We start from the raw sequence: 16996 nt of genomic DNA, 5'->3' as shown, positions 1-16996 counted from the left end.
GACCTCACTGCGCCAGCCCTACCATCGCATCAAAGGGCCCTGCGAGGGCCTCAACAATACGAAAGGCTGGGAGAGACGCGATGTTCAGCAAAAAAGACCAGATCCAAGGGTATGACGACGCATTGCTGGCGGCGATGAATGCCGAGGAGCAGCGTCAGGAAGATCATATCGAGCTGATCGCGTCAGAGAACTACACCAGCAAACGCGTCATGGAAGCCCAGGGCAGTGGCCTGACCAACAAATACGCCGAAGGCTACCCAGGTAAGCGCTACTACGGCGGCTGCGAGCATGTAGACAAGGTTGAAGCCCTGGCCATCGAACGCGCCAAACAGCTGTTCGGCGCCGATTATGCCAACGTGCAGCCGCACTCCGGCTCGTCTGCCAACAGCGCGGTGTACCTGGCGCTGATCAATGCGGGCGACACCCTCCTGGGTATGAGCCTGGCCCATGGCGGCCACTTGACCCACGGCGCCAAAGTGTCGTCTTCAGGCAAGCTGTATAACGCCGTGCAGTACGGCATCAACACCGACACCGGCCTGATCGATTACGACGAAGTCGAGCGCCTGGCCGTTGAGTGCCAGCCGAAAATGATCGTCGCCGGTTTCTCTGCCTACTCAAAAACCCTGGATTTCCCGCGCTTTCGCCAGATCGCCGACAAAGTGGGGGCGCTGCTGTTCGTCGACATGGCCCACGTCGCCGGCCTGGTTGCCGCTGGCCTGTACCCGAACCCGCTGCCGTACGCCGATGTGGTCACTACCACCACCCACAAAACCCTGCGCGGCCCGCGTGGCGGCCTGATCCTGGCCAAGGCCAACGAAGCCATCGAGAAGAAACTCAACGCTGCCGTGTTCCCCGGCGCCCAGGGCGGCCCGCTGATGCACGTTATCGCCGGCAAGGCCGTGTGCTTCAAGGAAGCGCTGGAGCCAGGTTTCAAAGCCTATCAACAGCAGGTCATCGACAACGCCCAAGCCATGGCTGACGTGTTTATCAAGCGCGGCTACGACGTGGTGTCCGGCGGCACCGATAACCACCTGTTCCTGGTCAGCCTGATTCGCCAGGGCCTCACCGGCAAAGAGGCGGACGCCGCCCTCGGCCGCGCCCATATCACCGTCAACAAGAACGCCGTGCCGAATGACCCGCAGTCGCCGTTCGTGACCTCGGGCCTGCGCATCGGCACCCCGGCGGTGACCACGCGGGGTTTCAAGGTGCCGCAATGCGTCGAACTGGCCGGCTGGATCTGCGACATCCTCGACAACCTCGGCGATGCCGATGTTGAGGCCAACGTGGCCAAGCACGTGTCTGCCCTGTGCGCTGATTTCCCGGTTTATCGCTGAGCGCGGTTTTGGAGTAATGACTATGCAACGCTACTCGGGCTTCGGCCTCTTCAAGCACTCACTCAGCCACCACGAAAACTGGCAGAAGATGTGGCGCACGCCCACACCGAAAAAGGTCTACGACGTGGTTATCGTCGGCGGCGGCGGGCATGGTCTGGCGACGGCTTACTATTTGGCCAAAGAACACGGCATCACCAACGTGGCCGTGGTCGAGAAAGGCTGGCTGGGCGGCGGTAACACCGCGCGCAACACCACCATCGTGCGTTCCAACTACCTGTGGGACGAGTCGGCGCACCTGTACGAACACGCGATGAAACTGTGGGAAGGCCTGTCCCAGGACCTGAACTACAACGTGATGTTCTCCCAGCGCGGCGTCTACAACCTGTGCCACACCCTGCAAGACATTCGGGATTCGGAGCGCCGCGTGAGCGCCAACCGCCTCAACGGTGTGGACGGCGAACTGCTCAATGCCAAACAAGTGGCCGACGAGATTCCGTACCTCGACTGCTCAAAAAACACCCGCTACCCGGTACTCGGCGCCACCGTGCAACGGCGCGGCGGCGTGGCCCGTCACGATGCCGTGGCCTGGGGCTTTGCCCGTGCGGCTGACGCACTCGGCGTGGACTTGATCCAGCAGACCGAAGTGATCGGCTTTCGCAAGGAAAACGGCGTGTGCATCGGCGTCGAAACCAACAAGGGTTTTATCGGCGCCAAGCGCGTCGGTGTGGTCACTGCCGGTAACTCCGGGCATATGGCTTCGCTGGCTGGTTTCCGCCTGCCGATCGAATCCCACCCGCTGCAAGCGCTGGTGTCCGAGCCGATCAAGCCGATTATCGACAGCGTGATCATGTCTAACGCCGTGCACGGTTACATCAGCCAGTCCGACAAGGGCGACTTGGTGATCGGCGCCGGTATCGACGGCTACAACGGCTACGGCCAGCGCGGCTCGTACCCGGTGATCGAACACACCATCCAGGCCATCGTCGAGATGTTCCCGGTGCTGTCGCGGGTGCGCATGAACCGTCAGTGGGGCGGCATCGTCGACACCACGCCGGACGCCTGCCCGATCATCTCCAAGACGCCGGTGCCGAACATGTTCTTCAACTGCGGTTGGGGCACCGGTGGTTTCAAGGCCACGCCGGGCTCAGGCAACGTGTTTGCCGCCAGCCTGGCCAAGGGTGAAATGCACCCATTGGCTGCGCCTTTTTCCATCGACCGTTTCCACAACGGTGCGTTGATCGACGAACACGGCGCTGCGGCCGTCGCCCACTAACAGGAGAAATTCCCTATGTTGCATATCTTCTGTCCTCACTGTGGCGAACTGCGCTCCGAAGAGGAATTCCACGCGTCCGGCCAAGCGCACATCCCGCGCCCGCTGGACCCGAATGCCTGCACCGATGAAGAGTGGGGCGACTACATGTTCTTCCGTGACAACCCTCGTGGGCTGCACCACGAACTGTGGATTCACGCCGCCGGTTGCCGTCAGTACTTCAACGCCACCCGCGACACCCTGACCTACGAAATTCTTGAAACCTACAAGATTGGCAGCAAGCCGCAATTCACCGCCAAGGCTTCTGGAGAGAAGGTATGAGCCAGATCAATCGCCTGTCCAACGGTGGTCGCATCGACCGCAACAAAGCCCTGACGTTTACCTTCAACGGCCAGAGCTACAAAGGCTTTGAGGGCGACACCCTGGCCGCAGCATTGCTGGCCAATGGCGTTGACATCATCGGCCGCAGCTTCAAGTATTCGCGCCCACGCGGCATCTTTGCCGCCGGCGCCGAAGAGCCGAACGCAGTGCTGCAGATCGGCGCCACCGAAGCCACCCAGATTCCCAACGTGCGCGCCACGCAACAGGCGCTGTACCAGGGTTTGGTCGCCACCAGCACCAACGGCTGGCCGAACGTCAACAATGACGTGATGGGCATTCTCGGCAAGGTCGGCGGCAAGCTGATGCCGCCGGGCTTCTACTACAAAACCTTCATGTACCCGCAATCGTTCTGGATGACCTACGAGAAGTACATTCGTAAGGCTGCAGGCCTTGGCCGCTCGCCAACCGAGAACGACCCGGACACCTACGACAACTTCAACCGCCACTGCGACGTGCTGATTGTGGGCGCCGGCCCTGCTGGCCTGGCCGCTGCACTGGCCGCTGCGCGCAGCGGTGCCCGCGTGATCATTGCGGACGAACAGGAAGAATTCGGCGGCTCCTTGCTGGACTCGCGTGAAAGCCTCGACGGCAAGCCGGCGGCCGAGTGGGTTGCCAATGTGATCGCAGAACTCAAAGCCCTGCCGGACGTGGTGCTGCTGCCGCGTGCCACCGTCAACGGCTACCACGACCACAATTTCCTGACCATCCACGAACGCCTCACCGACCACCTCGGTGACCGTGCGCCCATCGGCCAGGTGCGCCAGCGCATCCACCGTGTGCGCGCCAAGCGTGTGGTGCTGGCGACCGGTGCGTGCGAGCGTCCGCTGGTGTACGGCAACAACGACGTGCCGGGCAATATGCTCGCCGGTGCGGTCTCCACCTACGTGCGCCGCTATGGCGTGGCACCCGGCAAAAAACTGGTGCTGTCGACCAACAACGACCACGCCTACCGCGTCGCGCTGGACTGGCTCGATGCGGGCCTGCAAGTGGTCGCCGTGGCAGATGTGCGTCACAACCCACGCGGCGCGCTGGTGGAAGAAGCCCGCGCCAAAGGTATTCGCATCCTCACCGGCAGCGCCGTGATCGAAGCCCGTGGCAGCAAACACGTGACCGCTGCGCGTGTGGCGGCGATTGACGTCAAAGCACACAAAGTCACCAGCCCCGGCGAGTGGCTGGACTGCGACCTGGTGGCCAGCTCCGGCGGCTACAGCCCAGTGGTTCACCTGGCTTCGCACCTGGGCGGCAAGCCGACCTGGCGTGAAGACATCCTCGGTTTTGTACCGGGTGAAGCCCCGCAAAAACGTGTGTGCGTCGGCGGTATCAATGGCGTCTACGGCCTCGGCGATTCCCTGGCCGATGGTTTTGAAGGCGGCGTGCGCGCGGCCAGCGAAGCCGGGTTTGCGCCGGTGGAAGGCACGCTGCCAAAAGCCTTGAGCCGTCTGGAAGAGCCGACCCTGGGCATTTACCAGGTGCCCCATGACAAGCCGACCGCACGGGCGCCGAAGCAATTTGTCGACCTGCAAAACGACGTCACCGCTGCTGCGATTGAGCTGGCGACCCGCGAAGGGTTCGAGTCGGTCGAGCACGTCAAACGCTACACCGCGCTGGGCTTCGGCACTGATCAGGGCAAGCTCGGCAACGTCAACGGCCTGGCCATTGCGGCCCGCTCGCTGAACGTGACCATCCCGCAGATGGGCACCACCATGTTCCGCCCCAACTACACGCCGGTGACCTTCGGCGCCGTGGCGGGCCGTCACTGTGGGCACATTTTCGAGCCGGTGCGCTACACCGCGCTGCAAGCCTGGCACGTTAAGAACGGCGCCGAGTTTGAAGATGTCGGCCAATGGAAACGCCCTTGGTACTTCCCGCGTAACGGTGAAGACCTGCACGCCGCCGTGAAGCGCGAATGCCTGGCCGTGCGCGACAGCGTCGGCCTGCTGGATGCATCCACCCTCGGCAAGATCGACATTCAAGGCCCGGATGCCCGCGAGTTTCTCAACCGCATCTACAGCAACGCCTGGACCAAGCTCGACGTGGGCAAGGCGCGCTACGGCCTGATGTGCAAGGAAGACGGCATGGTCTTCGACGACGGCGTGACCGCCTGCCTGGCCGACAACCACTTCCTGATGACCACCACCACCGGCGGCGCGGCACGCGTACTCCAGTGGCTGGAAATCTACCAGCAGACCGAGTGGCCAGACCTCAAGGTGTACTTCACTTCGGTCACCGACCACTGGGCAACCATGACCTTGTCCGGCCCCAACAGCCGCAAGCTGCTGGCGGAAGTTACCGACATCGACCTGGACAAGGACGGCTTCCCGTTCATGACCTGGAAAGAAGGCCTGGTTGGCGGCGTACCGGCGCGGGTGTTCCGTATCTCGTTTACCGGCGAGCTGTCGTATGAAGTCAACGTGCAGGCCGACTATGCCATGGGCGTACTCGAACAGATCGTTGCGGCCGGCAAGAAGTACAACCTGACGCCGTACGGCACCGAGACCATGCACGTACTGCGCGCCGAGAAGGGTTTCATCATCGTCGGGCAAGACACCGACGGCTCGATGACCCCGGACGACCTGAACATGGGCTGGTGCGTAGGCCGCACCAAACCGTTCTCGTGGATCGGCTGGCGCGGGATGAACCGTGAAGACTGCGTGCGTGAAGAGCGTAAGCAGCTGGTGGGCTTGAAGCCGATTGACCCGAATGTATGGCTGCCGGAAGGCGCGCAATTGGTGTTCGACCCTAAACAGTCGATCCCGATGAAGATGGTCGGTCACGTGACCTCAAGCTATGCGCACAACTCGCTGGGTTATTCGTTTGCGATGGCGGTGGTCAAGGGTGGCTTGAAGCGTATGGGTGAGCGAGTGTTCTCACCGCAGGCGGATGGCAGCGTGATCGAGGCAGAGATTGTGTCCTCGGTGTTCTTTGACCCGAAAGGCGAGCGGCAGAACATCTGATAGATCGAGGCGCCTGCATCGCAGGCAAGCCAGCTCCCACATTTGGAATGCGTTCCCCTGTGGGAGCCGGGCTTGCCCGCGATGAGGCCAGAGCAGTCACCACAGAATTCAGACAGGTGCTTTATGACAGCAGCCAATGTTTACCAACAACGCCCTACCGCCGGCGCCAAGGCCGAGTCGTCGCTGCACCATGCCGACCTCGCCAGCCTGGTCGGCAAGGGCCGCAAGAACGCCGGCGTGACCGTGCGTGAAAAGAAACTCCTCGGCCACCTGACGATTCGTGGCGATGGCCATGACGCCGCATTCGCTGCCGGTGTGCACAAAGCCCTCGGCATCGAACTGCCCGGCGCACTCCAGGTCATCGGCAAAGGCGAAACCAGCCTGCAATGGCTTGGCCCGGACGAGTGGCTGTTGATCGTGCCAAGCGGCGAAGAATTTGCCGCCGAACAAAACCTGCGTGCTGCCCTGGGCGAGCTGCATATCCAGATCGTTAACGTCAGCGGCGGCCAGCAGATCCTCGAACTCAGCGGCCCTAATGTGCGCGACGTGCTGATGAAGTCCACCAGCTACGACGTGCACCCCAACAACTTCCCTGTGGGCAAGGCGGTGGGAACTGTGTTCGCCAAGTCGCAGTTGGTGATCCGTCACACGGCTGAAGACACCTGGGAACTGCTGATTCGTCGCAGCTTTTCGGATTACTGGTGGTTGTGGTTGCAGGATGCCTCGGCTGAGTTTGGCCTGAGCGTTCAAGCCTAATCAAAATTTCGTGGCGAGAGGGCTGTTGTGGCGAGGGGGCTTGCCCCCGTTGGAGCGCGCAGCGGTCCCAATGAACGCACTGCATTTTCCTGAGACCACCGAGTTTGCTGGTTTCAGGGCTGCTTCGCAGCCCAACGGGGGCAAGCCCCCTCGCCACAAAGGCCTGAGGATTTCAGTATGAGCCGCGCACCCGATACATGGATTTTGACCGCCGACTGCCCCAGCGTGCTCGGCACGGTGGACGCGGTCACCCGCTACCTGTTCGAGCAGGGCTGCTACGTCACCGAGCACCATTCGTTCGATGACCGCCTTTCGGGCCGGTTTTTTATTCGCGTGGAATTCCGTCAGCCCGAGGGTTTTGACGAGCAGGCTTTCCGCGATGGCCTGGCCACGCGCGGTGAAGCCTTTGGCATGATCTTCGAGCTGACGGCGCCGAACTACCGGCCAAAAGTGGTGATCATGGTGTCCAAGGCCGATCACTGCCTCAACGATTTGTTGTACCGCCAGCGCATCGGCCAACTGTCGATGGACGTGGTCGCGGTGGTGTCCAACCACCCTGATTTGAAACCTTTGGCCGACTGGCACCAGATTCCCTACTACCATTTCCCCCTCGACCCCAACGACAAGCCGTCCCAGGAGCGTCAGGTGTGGCAAGTGATTGAAGAAACCGGCGCCGAACTGGTGATTCTTGCGCGCTATATGCAAGTGCTGTCGCCGGAGCTGTGCCGCAAGCTCGATGGCAAGGCCATCAACATTCACCACTCGTTGCTGCCGGGGTTCAAGGGCGCCAAGCCATATCACCAGGCGTACAACAAGGGCGTGAAACTGGTGGGCGCCACGGCGCATTACATCAACAACGATCTGGATGAAGGCCCGATCATCGCCCAGGGCGTGGAGGTGGTGGACCACAGCCACTATCCCGAGGATTTGATTGCCAAGGGGCGCGATATTGAAGGGCTGACACTGGCCCGGGCGGTGGGGTATCACATTGAGCGGCGGGTGTTTTTGAACGCCAATCGAACGGTGGTGCTCTGACGGCCGCCATCGCAGGCAAGCCAGCTCCCACATTTTGACTTGTGAATACTTTCAAATGTGGGAGCTGGCTTGCCTGCGATGAGGCCATCAGCAACAACACAAGGAAACAGCATCTGTACCCGAGCACTTAAACGCGCCGCCTGCCTGGGCGACGCGGTTCCATAAAAACAACAGCGAGGTGAAAGCATGTCTGGTAATCGTGGTGTCGTGTATCTCGGCAACGGCAAGGTCGAAGTACAGAAAATCGACTATCCCAAAATGCAGGACCCCCGTGGCAGGAAGATTGAGCACGGCGTCATCCTGCGCGTGGTCTCCACCAACATCTGCGGCTCCGACCAACACATGGTGCGCGGCCGCACCACTGCCCAGACCGGCCTGGTACTGGGGCATGAAATCACCGGCGAAGTGATCGAGAAGGGCAGCGACGTCGAGAACCTGAAGATCGGTGATCTGGTGTCGGTGCCATTCAACGTGGCGTGCGGCCGTTGCCGCTCGTGCAAAGAGCAACACACCGGCGTGTGCCTCACCGTCAACCCGGCCCGTGCCGGTGGCGCTTACGGCTACGTCGACATGGGCGACTGGACCGGCGGCCAGGCCGAATACGTGCTGGTGCCGTATGCCGACTTCAACCTGCTCAAACTGCCGGACCGCGACAAGGCCATGGAGAAAATCCGTGACCTGACCTGCCTCTCCGACATCCTGCCGACTGGCTACCACGGCGCCGTCACTGCCGGCGTTGGCCCAGGCAGCACCGTCTACATCGCAGGCGCCGGCCCGGTCGGCCTGGCCGCTGCTGCTTCCGCACGCCTGCTCGGCGCAGCGGTAGTGATCATCGGCGACGTCAACCCAATCCGCCTGGCCCACGCCAAGGCCCAGGGTTTCGAGATTGCCGACCTGTCCAAAGACACCCCGCTGCACGAACAAATCGCTGCATTGCTGGGCGAGCCGGAAGTGGACTGCGCGGTAGACGCCGTAGGCTTCGAAGCCCGTGGCCACGGCCATGAAGGCGCCAAGGCCGAAGCCCCGGCCACCGTGCTCAACTCGCTGATGGGCGTGGTGCGCGTGGCGGGCAAAATCGGTATCCCTGGCCTCTACGTTACCGAAGACCCGGGTGCTGTGGACGCCGCCGCAAAAATGGGCAGCCTGAGCATTCGCTTTGGCCTGGGCTGGGCCAAATCCCACAGCTTCCACACCGGGCAAACCCCGGTGATGAAGTACAACCGCGCACTGATGCAGGCGATCATGTGGGACCGTATCAACATTGCGGAAATCGTCGGTGTGCAGGTGATCAGCCTGGATGACGCGCCACGTGGGTACGGCGAGTTTGATGCGGGTGTGCCGAAGAAGTTTGTGATTGATCCGCATAAGATGTTTAGTGCGGCGTAAGGCTTGGGGCAAATAAAAGGGCGACCTGTGGGTCGCCCTTTTTGTATCTGGTGTTTAGGCCTGTAGGCGCCGGCTGATCACATCCAGCAGATCACAGCCATCGCGCAATGGAATGGCGCAGAGCAGGGCGAAGTCCTGGAGGACAAGGTTGTCGGTGTTCAGGCCTTCGCGAAACGCCAGGTTTTCCATGACTTGGGTGACCGCGCGGATGCGGTAGACGGCGGCGTCGTGGAGCACGTCGAGTGGGACTTGGGTGTCGATGAGCAGGGAGGGCGTGGTGGCGTCGTGGCCGGTGAGCGGCATGTATCGGTTCATGTTTTAAAACCCATTCAAGTAGAAGTGGGCTACACACTTATTCGTCGCCAAACGAATGGGTGGCAGCTGTACGCAGGTTGGCGAACCGGGAATGGAACCGGCAGACCCGAAGGTCTCCCGCGCACAGCCACCATGAAAGCAGCTATTGCGGACGCAAAAGAACCTGCAAAAAAGCAGAAGCTTTTGCACCATTCACCCGAGTCGCCAAACCCGTGTCGCCATATGGACGACCGCCGAACTATAAGCGCCATCCTCCGCCGGGAGCAAGTCGCTCGGCCAATGAAGCTCAAATGTGGGAGCTGGCTTGCCTGCGATGGCGGCGGGCCAGTCAACTTATCCTTGGCTGACCCACCGCCATCGCAGGCAAGCCAGCTCCCACATTGATTGAGTTGTGTCAGCGAGAGGCCAGTGCGCCTTGATACAGCACCGGTCCGGTGGGTTGCCCGGTCGGTGAACCACCTTCTGGCTCCAGGCTGACGGCCAGGGTCGCGGGTGCAGTCAGCAGCGCTTGCTGTTCCTTGCTCAGCTCGATTCGGCCTTTACCCGAGGTGGGCACCAAGCCCAGGGAGACGGGTTTGCCACCGGCCGCAATGACCCACAGTTCCAGGGCACGCGTCGGCTCTACAGCCGCCAACGTCAGCGGCTCCACTTGCAGGTGATCGCCAAACGCCTGCACCTGCAACGCCGGCTGCTGGTTGGCCGCGACCAACGTGGCGTTGTATTCGGCGCCGATGTCCCGCTGATACAGCACGCCCACCAACACCGCCACGACGATCGCGCAGGCAGCGGCCAGCAGTCGGAAACTCATCCAGAATGGTTTCTTCGCCGGCACGTGCAGCACTTGCGGCTCAATGCGTGCCTTGATGCCTGCCCACACATGATCCGGCACCGGCCGCTCGGGCACGGCGCCAGTCAGGCTGGCGAGGGCATCCTGCCAATGGCCGAGTTCGACGCGCAGCGCGGCATCGTCCAGCAGCAGGTTTTCAAAGCGCCGACGGGCAGTGGCGGGCATCAGCCCGATGGCGTAATCGGCAGCGAGGGCGCGGCGCAGGGTGGTGGTTTGGTAGTTCATGATTCAAGGCACCTGCGCAGGCGCTCCATGCCGCGGCGAATCCAGGATTTGACCGAGCCCAGGGGCGCCGCCAAGTGGTCGGCCAGTTCCGAGCACGACAGGCCCTGGAAGTAAGCCACGCTGATTGATTGGCGTTGCATACCGTCGAGGGTGTCGAGGCAGCGGTTGAGGGCGCGGGCTTCGCGCTCACTGTCGAGCTGTTCGTAGGCGCTGGGGCTGTCGTCGAGCATGGCGTCTTGCTGGCCCTCAGCTAATGGCTGTTCGCGGTGTTTGCGCAATTGGTCGATGGCCAAGTTGCGGGTGATGTTGACCATCCAGGTCATCGGCGCGGCCAAATGGGCCTCGTAGCGCGAAGCGTTGTACCAGATACGCACAAAGGCCTCCTGCAGCACTTCTTCGGCCAGGTCTGCGCGCCCCATGAAACGAAACGCGACACCGTGCAGCCGTGGCGAAACACTGCGGTAAAGGGTCTCGAACGCCTGTCGGTTGCCCAGGGCACATTGGGCCAGCAAGGGCTGCAACGGGTCAGCATCATGAATGGAAATAGGGCTTCTCCAGGCTCTCGTTCGAGGGCGACGGGACTGCGCACGGTAGGCAGAGGGTAGTCCAGCTTGAGCATTCATTCCATCCGACTCCGGGCGGCGCTTGTGGGATATACGCACGCGGGGAACAGTTGGATGCAGATTTTTCTGAACTAATCTGCAGGTGGGAACATTCCTTCGGGACTGTCAGTCAAACGCGTGCTTTTAGCTCCTACATTCAGAGGTTGTCTTGATGAAGATTTCACGCGGTTTTGCCCTGTCATGCCTGTTGACCGTGGCCGCCAGCCCGGTGTTTGCCGCAGGTTTCAGCCTCGGTGACGTGGCCAATGCCGTCTCCGGTGCCCAGGGCAGCAACAACAAGGCGGCGGCTGCAGCGCCTAGCTCTGAGACCGCCGGCCTGCTGAGCGCCCTGACCTCGCAACTGAACATCACCCCCGAACAAGCCGTGGGCGGCACCGGCGCGATGCTGGGCCTGGCCAAGAACAAACTGAGCGGCACCGACTATTCGCAACTGGGCAAGAGCGTACCGGGCCTGGATCAACTCTCGGGCAGCAACTCCCTGGGCAGCCTCGGCGCCTTGAGCGGGATGCTCGGCCAGAGTGGCGGCAGCAAAACCAGCGGCCTGGACGGCTTGCTGGGTAACGTGAAGAGCACCAACGACTTGAACACCGCCTTTAGCGCGTTGGGCATGGACAGTGGCATGGTCAGCCAATTTGCCCCGGTGATCCTCAAGTACCTGGGCGGCCAGGGCGCCAGCGAGTCGGTGCTGGGCAAGCTGGCCTCGGCCTGGGGCACAGGCAGCTAACGCGACTCTGCGCGCAGTTGCTCGATGCGCGCATCCTTCTCCATCCAGAGCTGGTTCACCCAGTTCTGGACGGTCTGGCGAAACGCCGGATCATTCTCGTAATCCCCTTGCCACAACGCCGGGTCCAGCTCACGGGTGCGGATATCAATGATCACCTTCGGCACTGTGCCGCAGATCAAGTCCCAGAACCCCGGTGTTTTTTGCTGATGCTGTTGAGATGGATAAACCACGGTCACATCCAGCACCGCGTCCAGTTGCTCACCCATCGCCGCCAGCACAAACGCCACGCCCCCCGCCTTGGGCTTGAGCAGCCGGGTAAAGGGCGATTCCTGCTGTTTGCGTTTGGCCTCGCTGAAGCGCGTGCCTTCGAGGTAATTGACCACCGTCACTGGCTGGCGCTTGAACAGCTCGCAGGCCTCTTTGGTGATCTTCAAATCCTGCCCCGCCAGCTCCGGGTGCCTGGCCAGGAATGCCTTGGTGTAGCGCTTCATGAATGGGTAATCCAGCGCCCACCAGGCCAGGCCCAGGAACGGCACCCAGATCAGCTCTTTTTTCAGGAAGAATTTGAAGAACGGCGTGCGCCGGTTCAGTGCCTGGATCAGTGCGGGAATGTCGACCCAGGACTGGTGGTTGCTGATCACCAGGTAGGAGGTGTCGCCGCGTAGCTCGTCGCCGCCGCGAATGTCCCATTGGGTGGGGATGCACAGCGCGAAAATCAGCTTGTCGATCTCGGCCCAGGTCTCGGCGATCCACATCACGGCCCGGGAGGCATAGTCGCGAAAGCGGCCAGGTGCCACCAGCTTGAGCAGGGCAAACACCATCAACGGGCCGAACAGCACCAGGGTGTTGAGCAATAACAGCAGTGTGACAAAACAGCCGGTGAGCAGGCGGCGCATAAGTAACTCTTGGAGTCGGGTGGACGGGCCATGATAAGCAAGCTGAGTCTAGAGGCCAAATCGCAAATTGCCGCACGAATGTGAGCTGACGCGGAGCGTCCAGAGCTGCATTCCCGCGCAGAGCGTGGGAACGATCTAACTAAACAACGCTTTTGCGGTCTAGAATCCGCCTACTTCTTTTCAAGGAAATCACTTCGTGAAACTGCTCCTTGCCTTGCTCGCCCTGGCTGCCGTGCCCGTCATGGCCGCCGAACCGACCCTCTACGGTCGCTACGAATACATCCAACTGCCGGAGATCGGCCAAACCTTCAAGGCCAAGATGGACACCGGCGCGCTCACCGCCTCGCTGTCGGCCCGCAACATCGAAACCTTCCAGCGCGATGGCGATGACTGGGTGCGCTTCCGCCTCGGCGGCAAGGACGCCAGCGACAAGGTCTACGAGCACAAAGTCTCGCGCATCAGCAAAATCAAAAGCCGCGCCGACGAGGACGACGACAAGGACGAAGCCACTGTGGCCAAGCGCCCGGTGATCGACCTGGAAATGTGCCTGGGCAACGTCAAGCGCACCGTGGAGGTCAACCTCACCGACCGCAGCAGCTTCAACTACCCGCTGCTGATCGGCGCCAAGGCCCTGCGTGAGTTCGGCGCGGCGGTAAACCCGGCCCGTCGCTACACGGCCGACAAACCAGACTGCTGATTGAGCCTATGCCGCACATCCTGATTGTCGAAGACGAAGCGGCGATAGCCGATACGCTGATCTTTGCCCTGCAAGGCGAGGGTTTCACCACCACCTGGCTGAGCCTTGGCCAGGAGGCGCTGGCCCATCAACGCCAGACGCCTGCCGACCTGATCATCCTCGACATCGGCCTGCCGGACATCAGCGGCTTTGAAACCTGCAAGCAACTGCGCCGCTTCAGCGAAGTGCCGGTGATGTTCCTCAGTGCGCGCGATGGCGAGATCGACCGCGTGGTGGGCCTGGAGATCGGCGCCGACGATTATGTGGTCAAGCCGTTCAGCCCACGGGAAGTGGCGGCGCGGGTTCGGGCGATTCTCAAACGCGTCGGTCCCGGCGCCGCGCCCGCCGTGTTCCAGGTCGACCTGGAGCGCATGCAGATCAGTTATCGCGGCCAGGCTTTAAGCCTTACGCGGCATGAATTCCGCCTGCTGCAAAGCCTGCTGGAGCAGCCCGAACGGGTGTTCAGCCGCGAGCAATTGCTCGACGCGGTGGGCGTGCCGGCCGATGCCGGCTATGAGCGCAATATCGACAGCCATATCAAAAGCCTGCGCAGCAAACTGCGCGGTATTGCGGCGGATGCCGAGCCGATCCAGACCCATCGCGGCCTCGGCTACAGCTACAGCCCGAGCCATAGCTGATGCGCCTGGGGCTGCGGATCTTCCTGGTGTATGCGCTGTTTATCGGCCTTACTGGTTATTTTGTGCTCAACACGGTGATGAAGGAAATCCGCCCCGGCGTGCGCCAGTCCACCGAAGAAACCCTGGTGGACACGGCCAACTTGCTGGCCGAGATCCTGAGGTTGGACGTAAAGAACGGCACCCTCGGCCAAAGCCACTGGCCCGAGTTGCTCAAAGCCTATGGCAGTCGCCAGCCTGGCGCGACCATCTGGGGCCTGCCGAAAAATCAGGTTAACCACCGCATTTATGTGACCGACGCCAATGGCATCGTGCTGCTCGACTCCACGGGCGAAGCGGTGGGCCAGGACTATTCCAAGTGGAACGACGTGTATTTGACTCTGCGCGGCGAGTACGGCGCCCGCTCCACCCGCAGTGAACTGGATGACCCCAACACGTCGGTGATGCACGTGGGCGCGCCGATCCGTGACAACGGCAAGATCATCGGTGTAGTGACGGTGGCCAAGCCCAACAGCTCGTTGCAGCCCTATATTGATCGCACCGAGAACCGCCTGCTGTGGTACGGCGCCGGGTTGGTGGTGTTGGGCCTGCTGCTGGGCGCGCTGCTGTCGTGGTGGCTGAGCGTGGCGCTGCATCGGCTGACGGCGTATGCCCAGGCGGTGAGTGAAGGGCGACGTGCCGAGTTGCCGCATTACCGAGGCGGCGAACTCAAGCAGTTGTCTACCGCTGTGGAGCACATGCGCACGCAGCTGGAAGGCAAGGCCTACGTCGAGCATTACGTGCACACCCTGACCCACGAATTGAAAAGCCCGCTGGCGGCTATTCGCGGCGCCGCGGAATTGCTGCAGGGCGATATGAGCCGCGAGCAGCAGCAACGTTTTGTCGGCAATATCGACAGCGAAAGCGCGCGCTTGCAGCAGTTGATCGAGCGACTGCTCAACCTGGCCCAGGTGGAGCAACGCCAGGGTTTGGAAGAACAGACCCGCATGCCGTTGGCGGCCCTGGTCGACGAGGTACTCAAGGCTCAATGTGCGCGAATCGAAGGCGCTGGCTTGCAGGTTGAACAGACGATAGCGGCGGATGTGAAGGTCTTCGGTGAGCCTTTTCTGCTGCGCCAGGCGCTGGGCAACCTGCTGGATAACGCCTTGGATTTCACCCCGCCGGGCGGCACCTTGCGCTTCAGCGCGCAGACGCAACACAACGACGTGCAGGTCAGCCTGTTCAATCAGGCCGCGCCGATTCCCGACTACGCCCTGCCGCGCCTGAGCGAGCGTTTCTACTCGTTGCCACGCCCGGTCAGCGGGCGCAAAAGCACCGGCCTGGGCCTCAACTTTGTCGAAGAAGTGATGAAGCTGCACGGCGGCGCATTGCAGATCGGCAATGTGCAGGGCGGCGTGCAAGTGGTGCTGCATCTCCACACAGTCTCCACAGTGCCCACATAAAGCGCCCACACGCGCGGCTCACGCTCTGCCCATCAAAACAGGGAGAGCCCCATGAACCGAAGCCTGCTGTTCAAACTTGGCGCCATTGCGCTGCTGATCCTGCTGTTGCTGATTCCGCTGCTGATGATCAACGGCATCATCAGCGACCGCCAGCAACTGCGCGACGGCGTGCTGATGGACATCGCCCGCAGCTCCAGCTACAGCCAACGCATTACCGGCCCGGTCATGGTGGTGCCCTATCGCAAGACCGTGCGCGAGTGGAAACTCAATGAAAAGCTCAACAAACGCTACGAGGAAACCCGAGAAGAGCGCGGCCGTCTGTATTTTCTGCCGGACCGTTTTGAACTCGACGGCAAGGTGCAAACCGAGTTGCGTGCGCGCGGCATCTACCAGGCGCGACTGTTCCATGCAGACAACCGCATCAGTGGGCGTTTCGAGTTGCCGGCGCAGTTGGGCATTACCGAAAACTTTGCCGATTACCGTTTCGAGCCGGCGTTTCTGGCGGTGGGTATCAGCGATATTCGTGGCATCGAAAACGCCCTGAAGCTTGAGCTGGGCAGCCAACGCCTGGCGTTCTCGCCAGGCTCGCAAGTGGACTGGTTGGGCGAGGGCGTGCATGTGACGCTGCCCGCGCAGGACAGCAAACAACCGGGCGTGGTGGACTTCGCTTTTGACCTGCGCCTGCAAGGCACCGAGCAGTTGCAAGTGGTGCCGGTGGGCAAGACCAGCCAGGTGTCACTTGCGTCCAACTGGCCGCACCCAAGCTTTATCGGCAACTTCCTGCCGGCGCAGCGAGAGGTCACCGACAAGGGCTTCAGCGCCAACTGGCAGACCTCGTTTTTCTCCACCAACCTCGAACAAGCCCTGCAAACCTGCCTGGACCGCCAGGGCTGTGAAGACTTCACCAACCGCAGCTTTGGCGTGAACTTCATCGACCCGGTGGACCAGTACCTCAAGAGCGACCGCGCGATCAAATATGCGCTGCTGTTTATCGCCCTGACGTTTGCCGGTTTCTTCCTGTTCGAAGTGCTGAAGAACCTCGCAGTGCACCCGATCCAGTACGCATTGGTGGGCGTTGCCTTGGCGTTTTTCTACCTGCTGTTGTTGTCGTTGTCCGAACACCTGGGCTTTGCGTTGGCCTACCTGATCTCGGCGAGTGCCTGTGTGTTGTTGATTGGTTTTTACGTGTGCCACGTGCTGCGCAGTGTTGTGCATGGCCTGGGCTTTTCGGCGGGGTTGGCGGCGTTGTATGGCTTGTTGTACGGGCTGCTCAGCGCTGAGGATTACGCGCTGCTGATGGGCTCGCTGTTGCTGTTTGGTTTGCTGGGTACGGTGATGGTGCTGACGCGCAAGCTGGATTGGTATGGCGTGGGTAAACGCAAGGTTCGGGAGGTGGCGCAATGATTGGGTTGCGTGAAGATCAGCAGGTGCGGGATG

General features: G+C 61.6%; 16 protein-coding genes. 12 read left to right on the top strand and 4 right to left on the bottom strand.

The genetic code is table 11. The annotated features are described in order from the left end of the window. The first annotated feature begins 80 nt into the window (after positions 1-80). The 7 genes from glyA to fdhA all read left to right on the top strand — a co-directional run bounded on the left by glyA (position 81) and on the right by fdhA (position 9116). Complete coding sequence (gene glyA / locus PSH96_RS26925) at positions 81-1334, top strand: serine hydroxymethyltransferase (protein WP_305456242.1); 1254 nt, start codon at positions 81-83, stop codon at positions 1332-1334. A 22-nt stretch (positions 1335-1356) separates the two neighbouring features. Then, positions 1357-2607 carry a sarcosine oxidase subunit beta gene (locus PSH96_RS26920; protein WP_010207084.1) on the top strand — a complete coding sequence of 417 codons (1251 nt, stop codon included), beginning with the start codon at positions 1357-1359 and terminating at the stop codon, positions 2605-2607. Between the two features lie 15 nt (positions 2608-2622). Further along, positions 2623-2925, top strand: a complete 303-nt coding sequence (locus tag PSH96_RS26915) for a sarcosine oxidase subunit delta (protein ID WP_056857790.1) — start codon at positions 2623-2625, stop codon at positions 2923-2925. Further along, positions 2922-5939, top strand: a complete 3018-nt coding sequence (locus tag PSH96_RS26910; protein ID WP_305456241.1) for a sarcosine oxidase subunit alpha — start codon at positions 2922-2924, stop codon at positions 5937-5939. The genes PSH96_RS26915 and PSH96_RS26910 overlap by 4 nt, the downstream gene beginning before the upstream one ends. Before the next feature lie 123 nt (positions 5940-6062). Continuing rightward, positions 6063-6695 carry a sarcosine oxidase subunit gamma gene (locus PSH96_RS26905; RefSeq protein WP_305456240.1) on the top strand — a complete coding sequence of 211 codons (633 nt, stop codon included), beginning with the start codon at positions 6063-6065 and terminating at the stop codon, positions 6693-6695. 177 nt (positions 6696-6872) lie between these two features. After that, positions 6873-7730: a formyltetrahydrofolate deformylase gene (purU, locus tag PSH96_RS26900; protein WP_056857793.1), complete on the top strand. Its 858-nt coding sequence runs from the start codon at positions 6873-6875 to the stop codon at positions 7728-7730. A 186-nt stretch (positions 7731-7916) separates the two neighbouring features. Next, positions 7917-9116, top strand: a complete 1200-nt coding sequence (gene fdhA / locus PSH96_RS26895) for a formaldehyde dehydrogenase, glutathione-independent (RefSeq protein ID WP_017137993.1) — start codon at positions 7917-7919, stop codon at positions 9114-9116. 54 nt (positions 9117-9170) lie between these two features. Here the strand turns inward: fdhA and PSH96_RS26890 are convergent, their stop codons facing one another. The 3 genes from PSH96_RS26890 to PSH96_RS26880 all read right to left on the bottom strand — a co-directional run bounded on the left by PSH96_RS26890 (position 9171) and on the right by PSH96_RS26880 (position 11126). After that, positions 9171-9431 carry a hypothetical protein gene (locus tag PSH96_RS26890; protein ID WP_017137997.1) on the bottom strand — a complete coding sequence of 87 codons (261 nt, stop codon included), beginning with the start codon at positions 9429-9431 and terminating at the stop codon, positions 9171-9173. 394 nt (positions 9432-9825) lie between these two features. Beyond that, complete coding sequence (locus PSH96_RS26885) at positions 9826-10503, bottom strand: anti-sigma factor domain-containing protein (protein WP_305456238.1); 678 nt, start codon at positions 10501-10503, stop codon at positions 9826-9828. Continuing rightward, positions 10500-11126, bottom strand: a complete 627-nt coding sequence (locus PSH96_RS26880) for a sigma-70 family RNA polymerase sigma factor (RefSeq protein WP_236460401.1) — start codon at positions 11124-11126, stop codon at positions 10500-10502. Before PSH96_RS26880 ends, PSH96_RS26885 begins: the two co-directional genes overlap by 4 nt. A 151-nt stretch (positions 11127-11277) precedes the next feature. Here PSH96_RS26880 and PSH96_RS26875 point away from each other — a divergent pair, with 151 nt between their 5' ends. Then, positions 11278-11850, top strand: coding sequence for a DUF2780 domain-containing protein (locus tag PSH96_RS26875; RefSeq protein WP_017138000.1), 573 nt, complete (start codon positions 11278-11280; stop codon positions 11848-11850). On the opposite strand, the gene PSH96_RS26870 is transcribed toward PSH96_RS26875, so the two are convergent. Beyond that, entirely contained in the window at positions 11847-12746 is a 900-nt protein-coding gene (locus PSH96_RS26870) for an acyltransferase (protein WP_305456232.1), read from the bottom strand. The genes PSH96_RS26875 and PSH96_RS26870 overlap by 4 nt on opposite strands. Positions 12747-12942: 196 nt before the next feature. On the opposite strand from PSH96_RS26870, the gene PSH96_RS26865 reads away from it, so the two are divergent. The 4 genes from PSH96_RS26865 to creD are packed head-to-tail and all read left to right on the top strand — an operon-like array spanning position 12943 to position 16963. Next, positions 12943-13443 (top strand): ATP-dependent zinc protease, encoded by a 501-nt coding sequence (locus PSH96_RS26865; protein ID WP_138813559.1) that lies wholly within the window; start codon positions 12943-12945, stop codon positions 13441-13443. An 8-nt stretch (positions 13444-13451) separates the two neighbouring features. Continuing rightward, entirely contained in the window at positions 13452-14120 is a 669-nt protein-coding gene (gene creB, locus PSH96_RS26860; protein WP_305456230.1) for a two-component system response regulator CreB, read from the top strand. Continuing rightward, entirely contained in the window at positions 14120-15559 is a 1440-nt protein-coding gene (creC, locus tag PSH96_RS26855) for a two-component system sensor histidine kinase CreC (RefSeq protein WP_305456228.1), read from the top strand. Before creB ends, creC begins: the two co-directional genes overlap by 1 nt. Positions 15560-15610: 51 nt before the next feature. Then, on the top strand, positions 15611-16963 hold the full coding sequence (gene creD / locus PSH96_RS26850) for a cell envelope integrity protein CreD (RefSeq protein WP_305456225.1): 1353 nt from the start codon (positions 15611-15613) through the stop codon (positions 16961-16963). Positions 16964-16996: the final 33 nt, after the last annotated feature.

Origin of the sequence: Pseudomonas sp. FP2338 (assembly GCF_030687515.1) — a bacterium.
Lineage (GTDB): Bacteria > Pseudomonadota > Gammaproteobacteria > Pseudomonadales > Pseudomonadaceae > Aquipseudomonas > Aquipseudomonas salomonii.
This window is presented reverse-complemented; position numbering and strand designations above follow the sequence as displayed.

Coding starts and splice junctions, on each gene's coding strand:
- PSH96_RS26885 (WP_305456238.1), bottom strand. CDS start 10,503: ATGAACTACCAAACCACCACCCTGCGCCGCGCCCTCGCTGCCGATTAC.
- PSH96_RS26890 (WP_017137997.1), bottom strand. CDS start 9,431: ATGAACCGATACATGCCGCTCACCGGCCACGACGCCACCACGCCCTCC.
- creC (WP_305456228.1), top strand. CDS start 14,120: ATGCGCCTGGGGCTGCGGATCTTCCTGGTGTATGCGCTGTTTATCGGC.
- glyA (WP_305456242.1), top strand. CDS start 81: ATGTTCAGCAAAAAAGACCAGATCCAAGGGTATGACGACGCATTGCTG.
- creB (WP_305456230.1), top strand. CDS start 13,452: ATGCCGCACATCCTGATTGTCGAAGACGAAGCGGCGATAGCCGATACG.
- PSH96_RS26910 (WP_305456241.1), top strand. CDS start 2,922: ATGAGCCAGATCAATCGCCTGTCCAACGGTGGTCGCATCGACCGCAAC.
- PSH96_RS26905 (WP_305456240.1), top strand. CDS start 6,063: ATGACAGCAGCCAATGTTTACCAACAACGCCCTACCGCCGGCGCCAAG.
- creD (WP_305456225.1), top strand. CDS start 15,611: ATGAACCGAAGCCTGCTGTTCAAACTTGGCGCCATTGCGCTGCTGATC.
- PSH96_RS26920 (WP_010207084.1), top strand. CDS start 1,357: ATGCAACGCTACTCGGGCTTCGGCCTCTTCAAGCACTCACTCAGCCAC.
- purU (WP_056857793.1), top strand. CDS start 6,873: ATGAGCCGCGCACCCGATACATGGATTTTGACCGCCGACTGCCCCAGC.
- PSH96_RS26870 (WP_305456232.1), bottom strand. CDS start 12,746: ATGCGCCGCCTGCTCACCGGCTGTTTTGTCACACTGCTGTTATTGCTC.
- fdhA (WP_017137993.1), top strand. CDS start 7,917: ATGTCTGGTAATCGTGGTGTCGTGTATCTCGGCAACGGCAAGGTCGAA.
- PSH96_RS26915 (WP_056857790.1), top strand. CDS start 2,623: ATGTTGCATATCTTCTGTCCTCACTGTGGCGAACTGCGCTCCGAAGAG.
- PSH96_RS26880 (WP_236460401.1), bottom strand. CDS start 11,126: ATGAATGCTCAAGCTGGACTACCCTCTGCCTACCGTGCGCAGTCCCGT.
- PSH96_RS26875 (WP_017138000.1), top strand. CDS start 11,278: ATGAAGATTTCACGCGGTTTTGCCCTGTCATGCCTGTTGACCGTGGCC.